The sequence below is a fragment of the Advenella mandrilli genome, assembly GCF_016595155.1.
Classification (GTDB): Bacteria; Pseudomonadota; Gammaproteobacteria; order Burkholderiales; family Burkholderiaceae_B; genus Advenella; species Advenella mandrilli.
Window position 1 is genome coordinate 12,123 of record NZ_JAENGP010000008.1, and the last position, 14,381, is coordinate 26,503.

A 14,381-nucleotide genomic window follows, 5' to 3' on the forward strand; every position below is an offset into this window, starting at 1 on the left:
CTTATTGATCGGGGCTGATACCCAGCATTTTTGCGGCCGATTTCCAGCGGTTGAGATCTTCTTTGACGAATTCATCAAATTTTTCAGGTGTTTCCGAACCAATCGCCTGTAATCCGGATGCATTAAAGCGTTCAATGACGGGTTGGGTTTTAAGCGCGATCTGCATTTTTTCGTGTAAAGATTTGATGACTTCCGGTGGTGTGTTTGCCGGTGCAAAGGCACCCATCCAGCCCTGGGAGGTAAAGTTTTTCAATCCCTCTACATTGGTTTCTGCAATGGAAGGTGTGTCAGGCATCAGGGGGGAGCGCTGCGGGATAGTGACGGCCAGGCCTTTTGCCGCACCGGCTTCAATTTGCCGGATAGCGGAGGCATTGCCATCAAAAAGAATTTGTATCCTGCCACCAATCAAGTCTTGAATAGCCTGGGTACTGCCTTTGTAAGGAATCTCCTTGATGTCAATGTCTGCGGCTTCCTTGAAAAGTTCAGTGGTTAATTGGCTGATCGTACCGGCACCCAATGAGCCGTAGTTCAGTTTTCCCGGATTGGCTTTTGCATAATCAATAAGCTCTTGCATGGTATTGAAAGGGGCATCCTTGTTGGCAAGGACGACCATGGGCCCCTGTGCCAGCAGGCTAATTGGCTCTAGATCTTTCAGAGGATCATAAGACAGTTTTTTGGTGACTGGAATAATACTGATTGGAGACAGTGACGTAATGGTTATGGTGTAACCGTCGGGTTTGCTTCGGGTAAGCTGTTCAACCCCAATCGTGCCGCCGGCACCACCTTTGTTTTCAACAATGAATGTTTGGCCAAATGCCTGTTCAAGCTGCTGGGCCATCGTGCGGCCCACCAGATCGGCAGAATTGCCGGGCGGGAAGGTCACAATCGTGCTGACCGGTTTTTCAGGGTAAGCGGCTATTGCCACACCTGTAAGGGAAATCAATCCTGCAACAGCAAAACAGTTTTTTATCTGTTTGGGAAAATTCATGTGTGTCTCCTCAGTGTTAGTTATTTGGCGCAATGTCTTGTTTTGGGTTGCGTGAATGTATTATTATGCTAAAAGATGAACTAGTAAACAAAAGGAATCCACAATATGGACTATAGCGATAATAAAAAAGAAGTAGGGGGTACACAAAGTATTGGCCGGGCAACCGAAATCCTGCGTGTTATTGCCGCCTCGGATGGGGTGGGGTTTGGATTGGGAGAAATAGCAGAAAGGTCTGGCATTGAAAGACCCACTGCTCATCGAATTTTGCGACGACTGACGGCAGAGTCCATGCTGGTGCAGAACCCATTGACTCGCAATTACCATCTTGGCCCGCTTTTGTATGAACTTGGTCTTGCTGCCAGTTCATCAGTACCAGCCCAGCAACTGTGTAAAGAAGCGCTGCAGGAGCTGTCGGAGATTACCGGTGATAGTGCTTTTTTAACGGTTAGAAGTGGTCATGACGTAGTTTGTTTGGACCGCGCTGAAGGGCATTTTCCTATTCGTGTGTTGAACCTAGGCGTAGGGCAGCGGCGTCCGTTGGGTTGCGGGGCTGGTAGCATCGCTTTGTTAAGCACTCTGACCGATGAGCAAGTGGAAAAAATCCTGTTGAAAAATTCCACTTTGTTAGCCGCGCGCGCAGAGCCGCCTATAAATGAGTTTATGAAGATTGTTGCACAGGCGAGAACGCAGGGGTATGCCATCAAGGATGCGCCCGATCTGCCAGTTCGCTCACTGTCAATGCCGCTCAGGGACGCTTATGGCAATGGAATTTGTGCCTTGAGTGTATCGACATTGACCGTACGCGAGGAACAGAACCACGACAAAATGGTAGGGGCTTTGAAGCGGATGACAGAAACGCTGGCCCTGAAAATCCGCGGTTCAATAATGTTTAAAGACGTTTAGTTGCAAGACGTCTTTATGGGTTATGAAAACTCCCCCTCATTCACTCAATCTGAAAACTGGCATTTTCCTGCCTTCTTTCATGCGTTGGAAGGCTACCGTTACGAGCGATCCAATTTTCAGCTGGTTAATATCCGCATCAATAATATTGCTCATGATGATGGGGCCTTCGTTTAACTGAACATAGGCCAGCGTGTAAGGAGGATTTGCTTTTTCAATATGGCTGAAAGCATACAAAGAGCCCTGTCCGCTTGCGTTTAGCCAAGCCGTATTTGCACTGCCGCACAAGGGGCAAACCATACGCGGATACCAATGTGGTTTGCCGCAATCGTGACAGGTTTTTAGCAAGAGTTCATCTTTTTCCGCCGCTTCCCAAAAGGGTTTGGTTTCCGGGTAAGCATTGGCATATGCATCGGAAAGAAAGTCCAGGGTTTTATTATCCAGATTATCCATATTTATTCTCTTCCTAAAATAAGGGTGGCATGGGCATGACCTTCACCAACCACAAGGCCTGGGCCGGCTGCCAGTGCGATATCACAATTTTTTACCTGTACGGCCGGGTGAGCTTCTTCACGCAGTTGGCGTACCGCTTCAATCACTTTGGTAATACCACCGCGATTGGAGGGGTGGTTGTTGCACAGGCCACCGCCATCCGTATTCCAGGGTAGTTTGCCGGTGCCGGATATTAAATTGCCTTCGGCCACAAACTGGCCTGCCTGGCCTTTTTTGCAGAAACCCAAGTCTTCAAGCTGCATAAGAACCATAATCGTAAAATTGTCGTAAATAGAGGCGTATTTAATATCATTGGGGGTAACGCCTGCCTCGGCAAAGGCTTCAGGGCCGGTTTTGATAGCGCCTGTTTCCGTGGGAGCAATATAGCCGCCATGGCTGGTTTTGATGGTTTGGCTGGCACCCATGACTTTTACTAAAGGTCGCTTAAGTGATTTGGCAATGTCAGGCGTAGTAACAATAAGCGCGCCACCGCCATCGGTAATGACGCAGCAGTCAAGCCGGTGCAAGGGGGGCGCAATAATGGGTGAGTTAATGACATCGTCAATCGTGACTACTTTTTTAAGCAGGGCATTTTCATTATATTGGGCATGATGCGAGGCGGCAACCTTGATGGCGGCCAGCTGTTCGGCGGTGGTGCCATACTCGTGCATATGCCGTTGGGTGATCATGCCATAAATGCCGGTAATGGTGGGTTTATAAGGCAAGTCCCACGGGGTTTCCGGCCGTTCGGGGCCTAGTATCCGGGGGGCAGTACCGGTTGCCACACCAGTGCTTTTGGGTTTGCCCGCCAGCGTAATCAGGGCAACCCGGCATTTTCCGGCAGCAATGGCTTGTGCCGCACGTTCTACATGCGCAATATAAGAGCATCCGCCAATTTCCGTGCCGTCCAGCCAGCTCAGGTTAAGGTTAAGATACTCAGCCATGGAAATCGGGCTGCCGCCAGGAACGTCACCGGCGCAAAAGTAGCCGTCTACATCCTTTAATTCCAGCCCGGCATCCTGCAAGGCACCCAGCGCGCTTTCTGCGTGAAGTTGGGCAACAGATTTATCGGGTGCAAACCGGGTGGGGTGCTCATAAGCGCCAACAATATAGGCCTTATTTTTGATAGTCATTACAAACTCCGAGTGAGTGGATTTTTACATTTTAGGAATCTTGGCTGCGCGAATGACATTGCCCCATTTTTCATATTCATTCTTTACAAAAGTTGCGGTTTCTTCCGGTGTATAAATAACAGGGATGACTGAGGCCGTATCTAATGTTTTACGCAAGTCGGTGTTTTCCTGAGAGGCATTGATCAGCGCGTTCAGTTTTTGTGTGGTGGCAGGTGGTGTGTTTTTAGGCGCAAAGGCTGCCAGCCAGCCAACCACCTCGAATCCGGGTACACCAGATTCCGCTATAGTGGGAACATTGGGTAATTCAGTGTTGCGTTTGGCTGTTGTGACGGCCAGGGCTTTTACCTTGCCCGATTTTGTCTGGCTGACTGCAGCACCAATATTGGTAAACATGAAATCAACGTGGCCACCGATTAAGGCCGACATGGCTTCAGAAGGACCACCGAACGGAATATGCGTGTATTGAATGTCCTTGACCTCAATTTTGAGTAATTCAGCGGCAAGATGCGCAGAACTGCCAATACTGCCCGATGCATAATTAAGTTCGTTTTTGCTGTTTCTGATGTAGTCAAGAAACTCCTCAAAGGTATTAGCCGGGAAATCCTGCTTCACAAGCAGTACATTTCCGTTCAGGCCAAACATGGCAATGGGCTGAAAATCTTCAAGTGGATTATAAGGCGATTTTTCCATCATTTGCGGTGTAATGGCATGGGTAACATTGGTGCCAAGCAATAGGGTGTAGCCATCTGGGCTTGATTTGGCTACATGATTGGCACCAATGGTGGCCCCGGCTCCTGGCCGATTTTCTACAATAACAGGTTGTTTAAGGGAACCGGAGAGTTGTTTGGCAAAAGTGCGGGCGGTCAGGTCAGTAACACCACCTGCTGCAAATGGAACGGTTAAATGGATTGATTTGTTGGGGTATTCAGAGGCCGCATGGGTGGTGGCGCTTAAGGCTCCCATGGAAATGCAACCGGCTACGATTAAAAGTTTTTTTAACATCATCATTGTCTCCTTGTGTTATGCATGTCGAATGACTGTCTGCATTTTTATCGTCTTACAGGCCTAGCTAACCATTCTGTCCTGCTGGTTCCAGAACTTGCTGCGAATGGTTTTTTTATCAATCTTTCCCAGTGACGTTAAGGGAAGCTGTTCTTCAAAGAAGATGGCTTTAGGAGTATTTACCGGTCCTTTTTCCTTCAGTACAAAATCAATCAGTTCTTTTTCACTTGGTGTGATGCCTGGTTTTAAAACAACGATTGCGGTGACTTCTTCCCCCCATTTTTCATGGGGTACGCCAATAACGGCAGACATGGCAATGGCAGGGTGTGTGGCAAGGCAATTTTCAATTTCACTGGGGTAAACATTAAAACCACCTGAAATAATCATATCTTTGGCGCGGTCAACGATGTACAGGTAACCTTGTTCGTCTTGTCGGGCCATGTCGCCGGTATGCAGCCATTGTCCTGCAAAGACTTTTTCATTTTCTTCAGGGCGATTCAGATAACCGTCCATAACCAGCGGTCCGCGAACACAAATTTCACCAATTTCTCCTGCTGGGACCTCATTCAAATCCGCGTCCAGCAATTTGACCGTATTGCCAGGAATTACGCGGCCGCAGGAACGAAGCAAATGGGGGCGGGACGGGTCATGATCTTCCTTGCGTAAGTAGCTGATCATCATAGGGGCTTCGGCCTGGCCATAGAGTTGGCCGAAAACCGGGCCAATTTTCTGCAAGGCTTCAAGCAAGCGTGCAGGTGCCATGGGTGAAGCACCATATAAGATGAACTCAAGGCTGGACAGGTCTGTCTGCGCCAGTTGTGGAGAGTCAAGCAGAGTATAAATTTGGGTGGGCACCATGAAGGTGGCATTGATTTGGTGCTGCGTCACATATTGCATGAAGGTATCTGCCGAGTATTTATCAAGCAGATGCATGGTGCCACCACGTAGGAAAATAGGCAGTACAAATGAACCGGCAGCATGCGAGATGGGCGTAGTCGCTAAAAAACGTATATTTTGTGGCCAATCATAATAGGCGAGCTGGTAATTCACCATGGTGACCGCGGTGCGGTGGGTTTGCAAAATTCCTTTTGAGCGACCGGTTGTGCCGCCTGAATATGAAATTTTTGTAAAGTCTTCAGGCTGTGCATCAATACTTATTGGTTCAGGGCTCATTGATAAGGCTTGTTGCAGTAGGCCAGCATCGATGGAAGAAGGCTCCAGGGTAAGTACTTGTTGAACTATTTTTTGTTGATGCAGGGCTTGTGTGCGTTCTGGAAATTTACCGGCATCAGCAATAAGCATACGTACCTGGGCGTCTTGTAAAACAAAACAATGATCGCTTTCCGAGGCCATGGGGTGCAGGGAAATATAACGTAACCCCATTAATTGAACGGCAATTAATGTTAGTAAAGAATCAATGCTGTTGCTTAGCAGCAAAGCGACAGTATCCTGGCGTTTCATGCCTTTATGCTGAAGAAGTCGGGCAATTTGAAATGATTTTGTGGCAACTTCCCGGTAGGTAAGCTGCTGTTTTGTATCTACCAGGGCAATGCGGTCCGGAAAAGCCTTGAACGCAGAAAGAAAAAGCTCGGGTACGGTGGTGGTGCTGTATAGGGTTTGATCGGTATGTTGCATGAATTGTCTCTATTTGTTATGGTACTAAATCTTTAGTTATGGTACCGTTAAGTGAATCTTATTGATTAATTGGTACCAAGTCAATAGGGAAAGTACCAAAAATATTCGGGCAGTTATAATTGGAATTTTCAGGAGGTATAAACTGTGGCACGGCGGACAGACGAAGAATTCAGGCAGCAATTAACAAAGCTATTAATGACGGAAGGTATTTCCACATTAACGATTGCCGATATTGCCGCCCGGTTAAAGTGTTCACGAAGACGTCTTTATCAGATGGCGACTGCCAAAGAGGAATTATTTATTGATATTTGTCGTGATGTTTTTACTGCGCAGCTTGATCAGGGTTTTGCCAAGGCCAATAAAGAAAGTGAACCCGTCAAGATTATCAAGGCTTATTTGACAGCAACACTGAATACATCAGGTATTAGCAAAGCGTGCCTGGTTGATCTGGAGGCAACAGAGCAGGGCAAGAAATTGTTTGATGATTATCAATTAGCCCGCATCAGAGGATTGGAAGAAATTATTGAGGAAGGGGTCAGGCAAGAGGTATTCACTTCATATAATTCAAGATTGGTGTCCGAGGCTATGCTGGGGGCCGCCCATCGTCTGAGGAATCCTGCTTTTCTTGAGGAAACCGGGATGCGCATTGGTGATGCCTTTGACCATTTTTATAGATTGGTACTTGAGGGGTTGCTGAAAAGAAACGATTGAGCGGAAAAAACATCTATTTTTTGCAAACTTACATTTTATGGAAGCCTCCTTTCCAAATTGACGAACGAGGAGATATACCAATATTTTTAAGCCAGATTTCAAGGTACGCTCTGGTCATTATATTATTATTGGATGGTAGGAGATCGCTTTGAAGTTATTACGTAAATTGACTGCTATTTCTGCATTGATACTAAGTCAAGGTCTGGTCTTGCAGGCTGCAAATGCACAAGCTAATGATTTTCCAAATAAATCGTTGAATTACATCGTTCCGTTCCCGCCTGGAGGACCCTCTGATGTTGCGGGTCGTGTACTGGCTGATGCCCTAGGTAAAAAACTGAACCAGACCATTGTGGTTGAGAATAAATCTGGCGCCTCCGGTACCATTGGAATTAACCAATTGATCAGAAGCAAGCCCGACGGCTACACGGTGGCCAGTCTGGCAGCCCCTAGCCTGACTGCACCATTTATCTTGTCCCAGGCACCTTATGACCTGGAAAAAGATATCAAGTCGGTGGGTACAGCGTATATTACGCCATTGGTAATCGTGGTAAATGCAAAAAAATATCCTGATATTACCAATATGAAATCGTTGGCGCAGGCAGCTAAAAACAATAAAGATGGCATTAACTATACGTCAGCGGCAGTTGGCAGTACGGCAAATCTTGCCATGGAACTGATCAAAAAGGATCTGGGTGTCAAAATGACACATATTCCTTACCGGGGTAGTGCACCAGCGGTAACAGCCGTGCTGGCAGGCGATGTAGCTGTTATGTATTCTGATTTGGTAGCTGTTCTTACCCAGATTAAGGCAGGTAATTTGCGTCCCATTGCGGTCAATACCGACCAGCGTCTGGATGAGTTGCCAGAAGTGCCAACATTGCAAGAACAGGATATCCAGGCAAGTAAAGCCGTCTCCTGGTCTGGCTTGCTGGTTCCCAAAGATACGCCAGACGAGACGGTAAAAATCTTGTCGGATGCTTTGGAAGAAGTGGTTAATGACCCGGAAACACAGACTCGTCTGAAAGCGGTGGGTGCGTATCCTTACTATACTGATTCGCAAACCATGCAGGAAACGATCGCCAGGGATTCCGCCATCTGGTCTGGGGTGATTGAAGAAAATAATTTAAGACAGAATTGATTGGACTGTGGGTCAGTTCATTTTTTTATGGGATATGAAAATATACTGAAAAGTGAGCGCAAGCCTGTTTTTTTGCTCGTTCTGAAGAATTGATCGACTGAAAAAAATTTTGGCAGATGCGTGATTTAATTGTTCAAAAATACAGGCAAAACATTTTCCTTGCCTGTATTTTTTATGGCACTACAATATATAAATATATTAAAATTATTGTGCTTGGGCACCGCTGTTTTCAATGAGTTTTTTGTAACTCAACAGTTCTGATTGCCAGAAAATACTAAATTCCTGTGGATTTGTGGTGCGCAATTCAGCCCCCATATCTATAAGTCGTTGTGCGAATGCGGATTCTTGTAATGATTTGTTCAGGGCGAGATTGACTTTTTGAATGATGTCGTCAGGCGTTTGGGTAGGGGCCGCCAGTCCAAACCAAGTGCTAAGTATCATATTTTGATAGCCAAGTTCCTCTAGAGTAGGCAAGTCTGAAAGTGCCTGGATTCGTGAGTTTGAAGCAATGCCCAATGCTTTGACACGTTTGCTTTTAATGTGTGGAATGGCGCCATTGTCAAACATGAAATCAAGTCGTCCGCCAATGAGGTCGGTCAGAGCTGGGTTATTTCCCTTATAGGGGATATGGTTGGCTTTAAAGTTTGCAATTGAAGCAAAAAGTTCACCGGAAAGATGTCCTGAATTTCCAATGCCACCAGAGCCAAAGGCTAGCGCTCCTGGTTTTTTTTGTGCAGCAGCCACGATATCTTCGGGTGACTTGAACGTAGAGTCGTTAGATACAATAAGAATACTGGGTATGAGTGCAACTAGACCAATAGGGGAAAAATCCTTAATGGGGTCAAAATTGATTTTTTTGTATAGATTAGGGGCTGAGGCATTGCCCGAGCTGCTGGCTAAAAGTAAGGTATAGCCATCAGGCTTGGCTTTGGCAACTTGTTGCGTGCCAATGGTGGCTGAAGCGCCTGCGATATTTTCAACAATAACGGTGGTGTCAAGTTGTTTACCAAGCTGCTCGCCTAAAAGCCGTCCGACTGCATCGGCAGAGCCACCCGCAGGCCATGGAACAATAAGCCTGATCGGGCTAGAGGGATAATTATTGGCCAGTGCTGCAGAGTTAAAGGCAAGTGCTGCAATACAATTGAATATAAAATGATTTTTTTTAAACTTCATGTATGTCTCCTGATAATTATTTATTTGATTGCTTCAGTAATTTTTTGGATCAATGTTTTTTCATGACCTTTAAAAAAGTGATCGGCACCGGGGAAAACGACAATAGGATGCTTGAATGAACCAGCCCAAATTAATACATTGCGTAAGGGCACCTGCAAGTCTGCTTCGCCATGAATAATGAGTGAGTTGGCGGGCACACTGCCGGTATCATAAGCTCTACCAGCGTCAACTGTTCCTGCTGGTAAACTTAGCAATATGGTTGTTTGCGCTGGAGCGCCTTGTTGTTGAAGGGTATGTGCAACCTTGGCAATAACATAAGCCCCAAAAGAAAAGCCAATGAGGATCAGTGCAGTAGCAGGGTTATGTGCCCGTAGGGTTGCAATAATTGCCAGCAGGTCTTGCGTTTCTCCCGTGCCATGATCGTAACGGCCTTCTGTGTTACCAACCCCTCTGAAATAGGGACGCAGACAGGTCCATCCCGATGCTTTAAGCGTTTGTGCCAATGTATGGGGAATTTTGTGCCTGGGGCTGCCGCCAAGCAACGGCTGTGGATGAGCAATTAACACAATACCTTTACTTGGGCTTGATGGATTGTCAAATAGCACTTCAATCCATCCGGCAGGCCCTTCAAATTCAATGCTTTGGGTTTTTGGAGATGCCGTTGAATTCAATGGCAGCCACGTATATGGATTGGTCATATTCATTTTTCAGTAAAAAACTTTATATCTTGGGTGTTATGGATATCTATTCTAAATTATTATTGAAGTTTATTTAAAATAGAATTTTGATATTAAAACAATCATATTCAGATATCACCTCAAGTCGGGAAGGATGATATATAGAAATGGTATCAATTGAATCACAAAATTCTATTGTATTAAAATTTCTATAGCGTGTTAGCATGGTTGCTAATAGATAGATAAGAAAATAAAACGTTGAAAAATCAGAAGTATTTTTCTGCTCAATGAATAAATATCAGGAGACATACATGAAAAAATCAAAATTGGCGATGGGTGCCATTATAGTCGTGGCAGGCATGGCTATTAGCAGTGGGGTTTGGGCTGCGTGGCCAAATGACAAACCCATTGAAATTGTGGTTGGATTTGCACCGGGTGGTGGTACCGATACCATGACCCGTACCTTATCTCGGTTTTTGGAAAAAAAACTGGGTAATGAGGCCCGGATTGTCGTGATTAATAAGCCGGGGGCAGGTGGAGAGCTGGCCGCGACGTATGTTGCCAGATCAAAACCGGATGGATATACGTTGGGCATGGTAAATGTGCCCGGTTTCATATTTATGCCCATGTATAGAGAGACGACTTATCAACCCGAAGATCTGTCATTAATTGCCAGATTGGTTGATGATCCTTCTCTTATTATTGCAAAGAAAGGAAGTTCGGTTCCAGCCGATTTATCCTCAATTATAAAGCGCTTGTCAGAAGCACCTGGCTCACTCTCATTTGGTCATGCCGGAGACGGGACGACTGGACATATTGCTTTATTGCAGCTTGAAAAACTTAAAAAGATTAAATCCACGCCGATACCTTTCAAAGGCGCAGGCGAAGGGAAAATGTCCTTAATGGGGCAGCATATAGATTATGCCATTATCACCCAATCAGAAGCACCGGATCTTGAGTCGCCTACATCGGAGTTTATCGGAATTGCCCTTGCCTCTAAAAAACGGAAACTGAAAAGCACTCCTACTACGCTTGATGAAGGTATCAATATTTTTACGTCTTCGGAAAGAGGGATTGGCGGACCTAAAGGATTGCCTGGGGATATTAATGCAAAGTTGCAAACAGCCATTGCTGAGGTGATGCAAGATCCCGAATATTTGCAAGCAGCTAAAAATGATGTACCTGTATTGTCATTTATGCCAGGCAAAGAGTGGGAGGATCATTTAAGCAAGAGTCGTAAGGAACTGGAACCTTTCATTCCCCTGATAAAGAAAAAATAATATGGATAATAAACGTCTGCTGATAACCAGATTGAATGTCTGGTACGATCCGGCGATGGAGCAGATTTTATCTGCCCAGCCAGGTTTTGAATTACGTACTTGTGTACAGGAAGGGGATGAGGAGCTGACCAGACAAAGCCTGAGGCAATCCCATGCGTATCAAATTCCCTCTGCGCGGGACGAGGTGCATGATGCATGGGTGGTTTCTAAAGCGTTCTTGCAGTATTGTCCGCAGTTGCTATGTGTCTCTGTCAATGGTGCGGGTTATGATACGGTGGATGTCACCGCTTGCACAGAGGCGGGTGTGATGGTACTGAATCAGTCTGGCGCAAACGCGCAATCAGTAGCAGAAGCAACTATTGCGCTAATGCTTGATGTATCCCGTCGAGTATCTGAGTCTGATCGGCTTATAAGGCATAAACGTGGTTTTAGTCGTGAATACTTGATGGGAAAAGAAATAAGTGGTAAAACCGTTGGGCTGATCGGTTTTGGGCATATTGGAAAAAAAGTGTCTGTGTTGGCACAGGCTTTTGGTATGCGAGTGTTGGTTTTTGATCCTTATGTTGATGCCGCAACTATTCATCAAATGAATGGTGAGTCTGTTAACTTTAATGAGTTATTGAAAAGTTCGGATTTTGTTTCTTTGCATTGCCCCAGAAACGCTTCTACTTTAAACATGTTTGATGAGGAGGTAATTTCCAAAATGAAACCGGGTGCTATTTTTATCAGCACTGCACGTGGCGGGATTCATAACGAGATAGCCTTGTTCAATGCGTTGGAGTCGGGTCATTTATCGGGTGCGGGCATAGATGTATGGAATCAGGAGCCACCGCCATTGGATCATCCTTTGTTATCACTTGAAAATGTAGTGGCTACTTTCCATACAGCCGGCGTGACGGTTGAGGCCAGAAGGAATATGGCTACCTGGGCGGCCGAGCAGATTATTGCCGTATTGCAGGGCGAAAAACCAGCGCGCTGTATAAACCCTGAGGTATGGCCAAAATTCAGAAAGCGATACGAAAAAATATTGGGAACAAGGGCCGTGCAGCAAGCTTGAAATTAACTGCTCGTTTAATCGGCTATCCATTTGGCAGCAGACCAATTGCCATTTTCAATACTGGTTTTTATGCATTGGAGCAATTCGTTTACCACACAACGAATCGAACTCGTGGTATTTCTGGCACTGGGCAGGGCTAATACAATGGTTCTGGATAATTCTGCATCGGAAAGTGGTGCGGCTTCCAGGACGCCTTGAGCTATATCATCAACAATGGCAATAGAAGGAAGGATGGTGTAGCCCAGTCCATCCAAGACCAGTTTTTTCTGAACGCCCATGGAGTTGGTTTCTACAATAACATCAAGCTGCAGGTTTTTGAGCTGACTCGCCTGGTTAACCAGATTGCGAATACCGTGTGGCGGACTCGGTAAAATAAGCGGTTTATCCACAATATTTTTGATTTCAATGGCCTGGTCTGCCCGTAATTGGCTGCCAGGAGGCCCAACAAACCATAAACCCTCTTCAACAAGAGGTTGCAGGCGCAAGGCCGGAGAGGTTCTGCTGGCATATAACAGGGCAATATCAATTTCACCGTTTTCCAGCCAATTTTGCATATGCCCGGCATAGCCTGTTGAGATTCTGATTTTGATACCCGGATAATTTTTTCTTAAATTTCTAACTAGCATACTGGATAACAAATCGCTGGTGCTGGGTAACAGACCTATATTAACGATACCACCCAGCGTGCCTGCCGAAGGACGGATTTCAGCCTTTGCTTTTTCAATTTCATTAAGTATGCGCCTGGCATATTCAACAAAAGTTTTTCCTTCATCATTCAAGATCATGCCTTGGCGGCCACGTTCAAAAAGAATGGCGCCCAGATCTTCTTCCAGAAGTCTTATCTGCCGGGAAATGGCCGGTTGCACAATATTCAGTATTTCTGCTGCCTTGGTCATGTTTTCTGTTTCAGCAATGGTGACCAAGGCTTTTAATTGTTTGAGATCCATAGGGTTTCATCTATCTAAAATTTGAATGGTTAGATCAAAAAATTCTATTTTAATTCGACATCAATCAAATGATAAGATAGAAAGCATAAATACACAATGAGGAATAACCATGGATACTTCTGTAGTAGACGTACAGCAAAAATGGCAGGAAGCCATTTTTAATGAATTGAAAAAAGCGAATGTCAGGCAAGTTTCATATGTGCCTGATGCAGGGCATGCATTGGTCATCAGGAAAGCCAGGGAAGACCCTGAAATACACGATATTGCCTTAACGACTGAAGAAGAAGGCGTTGCGGTTAATAGCGGGGCGTGGCTTGGCGGACAAAGATCAGTGCTGCTGATGCAAAGCAGTGGTGTGGGTAATTGCGTCAATATGTTTTCACTATTGCGTAGTTGCAATTTTCCGTTCCTGACACTGGTCACCATGCGGGGCGAATATGCCGAATTTAATCCTTGGCAGGGACCAATGGGTAAAGCAACCCAGCAGGCCTTGGAATTGATGGGTATTACTGTCATGCGGGTATCTGATCCAGATCAGGTGGGGGAAATAGTAAATGCTGGTTTGGCTTCCGCTTTTGACGCAGGCGAGCAGGTTGCCATTTTATTGTCGCAGAATTTAATTGGTCGTAAATCATGGGTGAAAAAATAATGGGTACTGTTCGTTCATCAAATAAAGTGGTGGAGCGCCGCGAATTTGTTGCTAAATTGATTAAAGAAATACCGGATGCATTGATCATCACGAGTTTGGGCTCGCCCAGTTATGATGTCTTTGCAGCCGGTGACCGCACTAAAAACTTTTATCTTTGGGGAGCAATGGGCGGATCAACATCAATGGGCTTGGGGCTGGCATTGGCGCAACCGGATAAGTCGGTAGTGGTGGTTACCGGAGATGGCGAGCAATTAATGGGTATTGGCAGTTTAGCGACCATTGGTGCCAAGCAGCCAGCTAATCTTACTATTGTTGTGCTGGATAACGGTCATTATGGTGAAACTGGCATGCAACGCAGCCACTTAAGCTTGGGTACCGATCTGGTTGCGGTGGCAAAAGGTTTTGGAATTCATGATGCCTATGTGGTTGACGATTTACATCATATAGATAAGGTGGCAGCCAAAGTGAATGCGCGCAACGGCGTTGCATTGGCTCAGGTTTATATTGATACCAATGAGCCGGTTCGTGCGTTACCATCACGTGATGGCGTGCATATTAAAAACAGGTTCCGTGCCGAACTGAATTTACAACCATTTTAA

Annotated in this window: 15 protein-coding genes; 7 read left to right on the forward strand and 8 right to left on the reverse strand. The window is 45.7% G+C overall.

Translation table 11 applies throughout. The annotated features are described in order from the left end of the window. Position 1: 1 nt before the first annotated feature. Positions 2–988, reverse strand: coding sequence for a Bug family tripartite tricarboxylate transporter substrate binding protein (locus tag JHL22_RS07670; protein WP_200235642.1), 987 nt, complete (start codon positions 986–988; stop codon positions 2–4). A 105-nt stretch (positions 989–1,093) separates the two neighbouring features. Here JHL22_RS07670 and JHL22_RS07675 point away from each other — a divergent pair, with 105 nt between their 5' ends. Continuing rightward, positions 1,094–1,891 carry an IclR family transcriptional regulator gene (locus tag JHL22_RS07675; protein ID WP_200235644.1) on the forward strand — a complete coding sequence of 266 codons (798 nt, stop codon included), beginning with the start codon at positions 1,094–1,096 and terminating at the stop codon, positions 1,889–1,891. A gap of 36 nt (positions 1,892–1,927) precedes the next feature. Here JHL22_RS07675 and JHL22_RS07680 read toward each other — a convergent pair whose 3' ends face one another. The 4 genes from JHL22_RS07680 to JHL22_RS07695 are packed head-to-tail and all read right to left on the reverse strand — an operon-like array spanning position 1,928 to position 6,150. Beyond that, positions 1,928–2,341: a Zn-ribbon domain-containing OB-fold protein gene (locus JHL22_RS07680; RefSeq protein ID WP_200235646.1), complete on the reverse strand. Its 414-nt coding sequence runs from the start codon at positions 2,339–2,341 to the stop codon at positions 1,928–1,930. Positions 2,342–2,343: 2 nt separating this feature from the next. After that, entirely contained in the window at positions 2,344–3,513 is a 1,170-nt protein-coding gene (locus JHL22_RS07685; protein WP_200235649.1) for a thiolase family protein, read from the reverse strand. Positions 3,514–3,537: 24 nt separating this feature from the next. Then, positions 3,538–4,518 carry a Bug family tripartite tricarboxylate transporter substrate binding protein gene (locus JHL22_RS07690; RefSeq protein WP_200235651.1) on the reverse strand — a complete coding sequence of 327 codons (981 nt, stop codon included), beginning with the start codon at positions 4,516–4,518 and terminating at the stop codon, positions 3,538–3,540. Positions 4,519–4,578: 60 nt separating this feature from the next. Continuing rightward, positions 4,579–6,150, reverse strand: coding sequence for an AMP-binding protein (locus tag JHL22_RS07695; RefSeq protein WP_200235653.1), 1,572 nt, complete (start codon positions 6,148–6,150; stop codon positions 4,579–4,581). A gap of 144 nt (positions 6,151–6,294) precedes the next feature. Here JHL22_RS07695 and JHL22_RS07700 point away from each other — a divergent pair, with 144 nt between their 5' ends. Then, positions 6,295–6,861, forward strand: coding sequence for a TetR/AcrR family transcriptional regulator (locus tag JHL22_RS07700; RefSeq protein ID WP_329610654.1), 567 nt, complete (start codon positions 6,295–6,297; stop codon positions 6,859–6,861). A 148-nt stretch (positions 6,862–7,009) separates the two neighbouring features. Then, positions 7,010–7,999, forward strand: a complete 990-nt coding sequence (locus tag JHL22_RS07705) for a Bug family tripartite tricarboxylate transporter substrate binding protein (protein WP_200235655.1) — start codon at positions 7,010–7,012, stop codon at positions 7,997–7,999. Between the two features lie 204 nt (positions 8,000–8,203). Here the strand turns inward: JHL22_RS07705 and JHL22_RS07710 are convergent, their stop codons facing one another. Together JHL22_RS07710 and JHL22_RS07715 are read right to left on the reverse strand one after the other, a co-directional pair. Further along, on the reverse strand, positions 8,204–9,172 hold the full coding sequence (locus tag JHL22_RS07710) for a Bug family tripartite tricarboxylate transporter substrate binding protein (protein WP_200235657.1): 969 nt from the start codon (positions 9,170–9,172) through the stop codon (positions 8,204–8,206). 20 nt (positions 9,173–9,192) lie between these two features. Continuing rightward, entirely contained in the window at positions 9,193–9,876 is a 684-nt protein-coding gene (locus tag JHL22_RS07715) for an alpha/beta hydrolase (protein ID WP_234041190.1), read from the reverse strand. Positions 9,877–10,160: 284 nt separating this feature from the next. Here JHL22_RS07715 and JHL22_RS07720 point away from each other — a divergent pair, with 284 nt between their 5' ends. Next, entirely contained in the window at positions 10,161–11,129 is a 969-nt protein-coding gene (locus JHL22_RS07720) for a tripartite tricarboxylate transporter substrate binding protein (RefSeq protein ID WP_200235659.1), read from the forward strand. A gap of 1 nt (position 11,130) precedes the next feature. Beyond that, entirely contained in the window at positions 11,131–12,186 is a 1,056-nt protein-coding gene (locus JHL22_RS07725) for a hydroxyacid dehydrogenase (protein ID WP_200235661.1), read from the forward strand. Between the two features lie 14 nt (positions 12,187–12,200). Here the strand turns inward: JHL22_RS07725 and JHL22_RS07730 are convergent, their stop codons facing one another. Continuing rightward, positions 12,201–13,133 carry a LysR family transcriptional regulator gene (locus JHL22_RS07730; protein WP_200235663.1) on the reverse strand — a complete coding sequence of 311 codons (933 nt, stop codon included), beginning with the start codon at positions 13,131–13,133 and terminating at the stop codon, positions 12,201–12,203. A 109-nt stretch (positions 13,134–13,242) separates the two neighbouring features. Between JHL22_RS07730 and JHL22_RS07735 the strand changes: the two genes are divergently transcribed. Next, the gene (locus JHL22_RS07735; protein WP_200235665.1) at positions 13,243–13,782 is read left to right on the forward strand and encodes a thiamine pyrophosphate-binding protein; all 540 of its coding nucleotides are present in this window, start codon (positions 13,243–13,245) and stop codon (positions 13,780–13,782) included. Continuing rightward, entirely contained in the window at positions 13,767–14,381 is a 615-nt protein-coding gene (locus tag JHL22_RS07740) for a thiamine pyrophosphate-dependent enzyme (protein WP_234041191.1), read from the forward strand. Before JHL22_RS07735 ends, JHL22_RS07740 begins: the two co-directional genes overlap by 16 nt.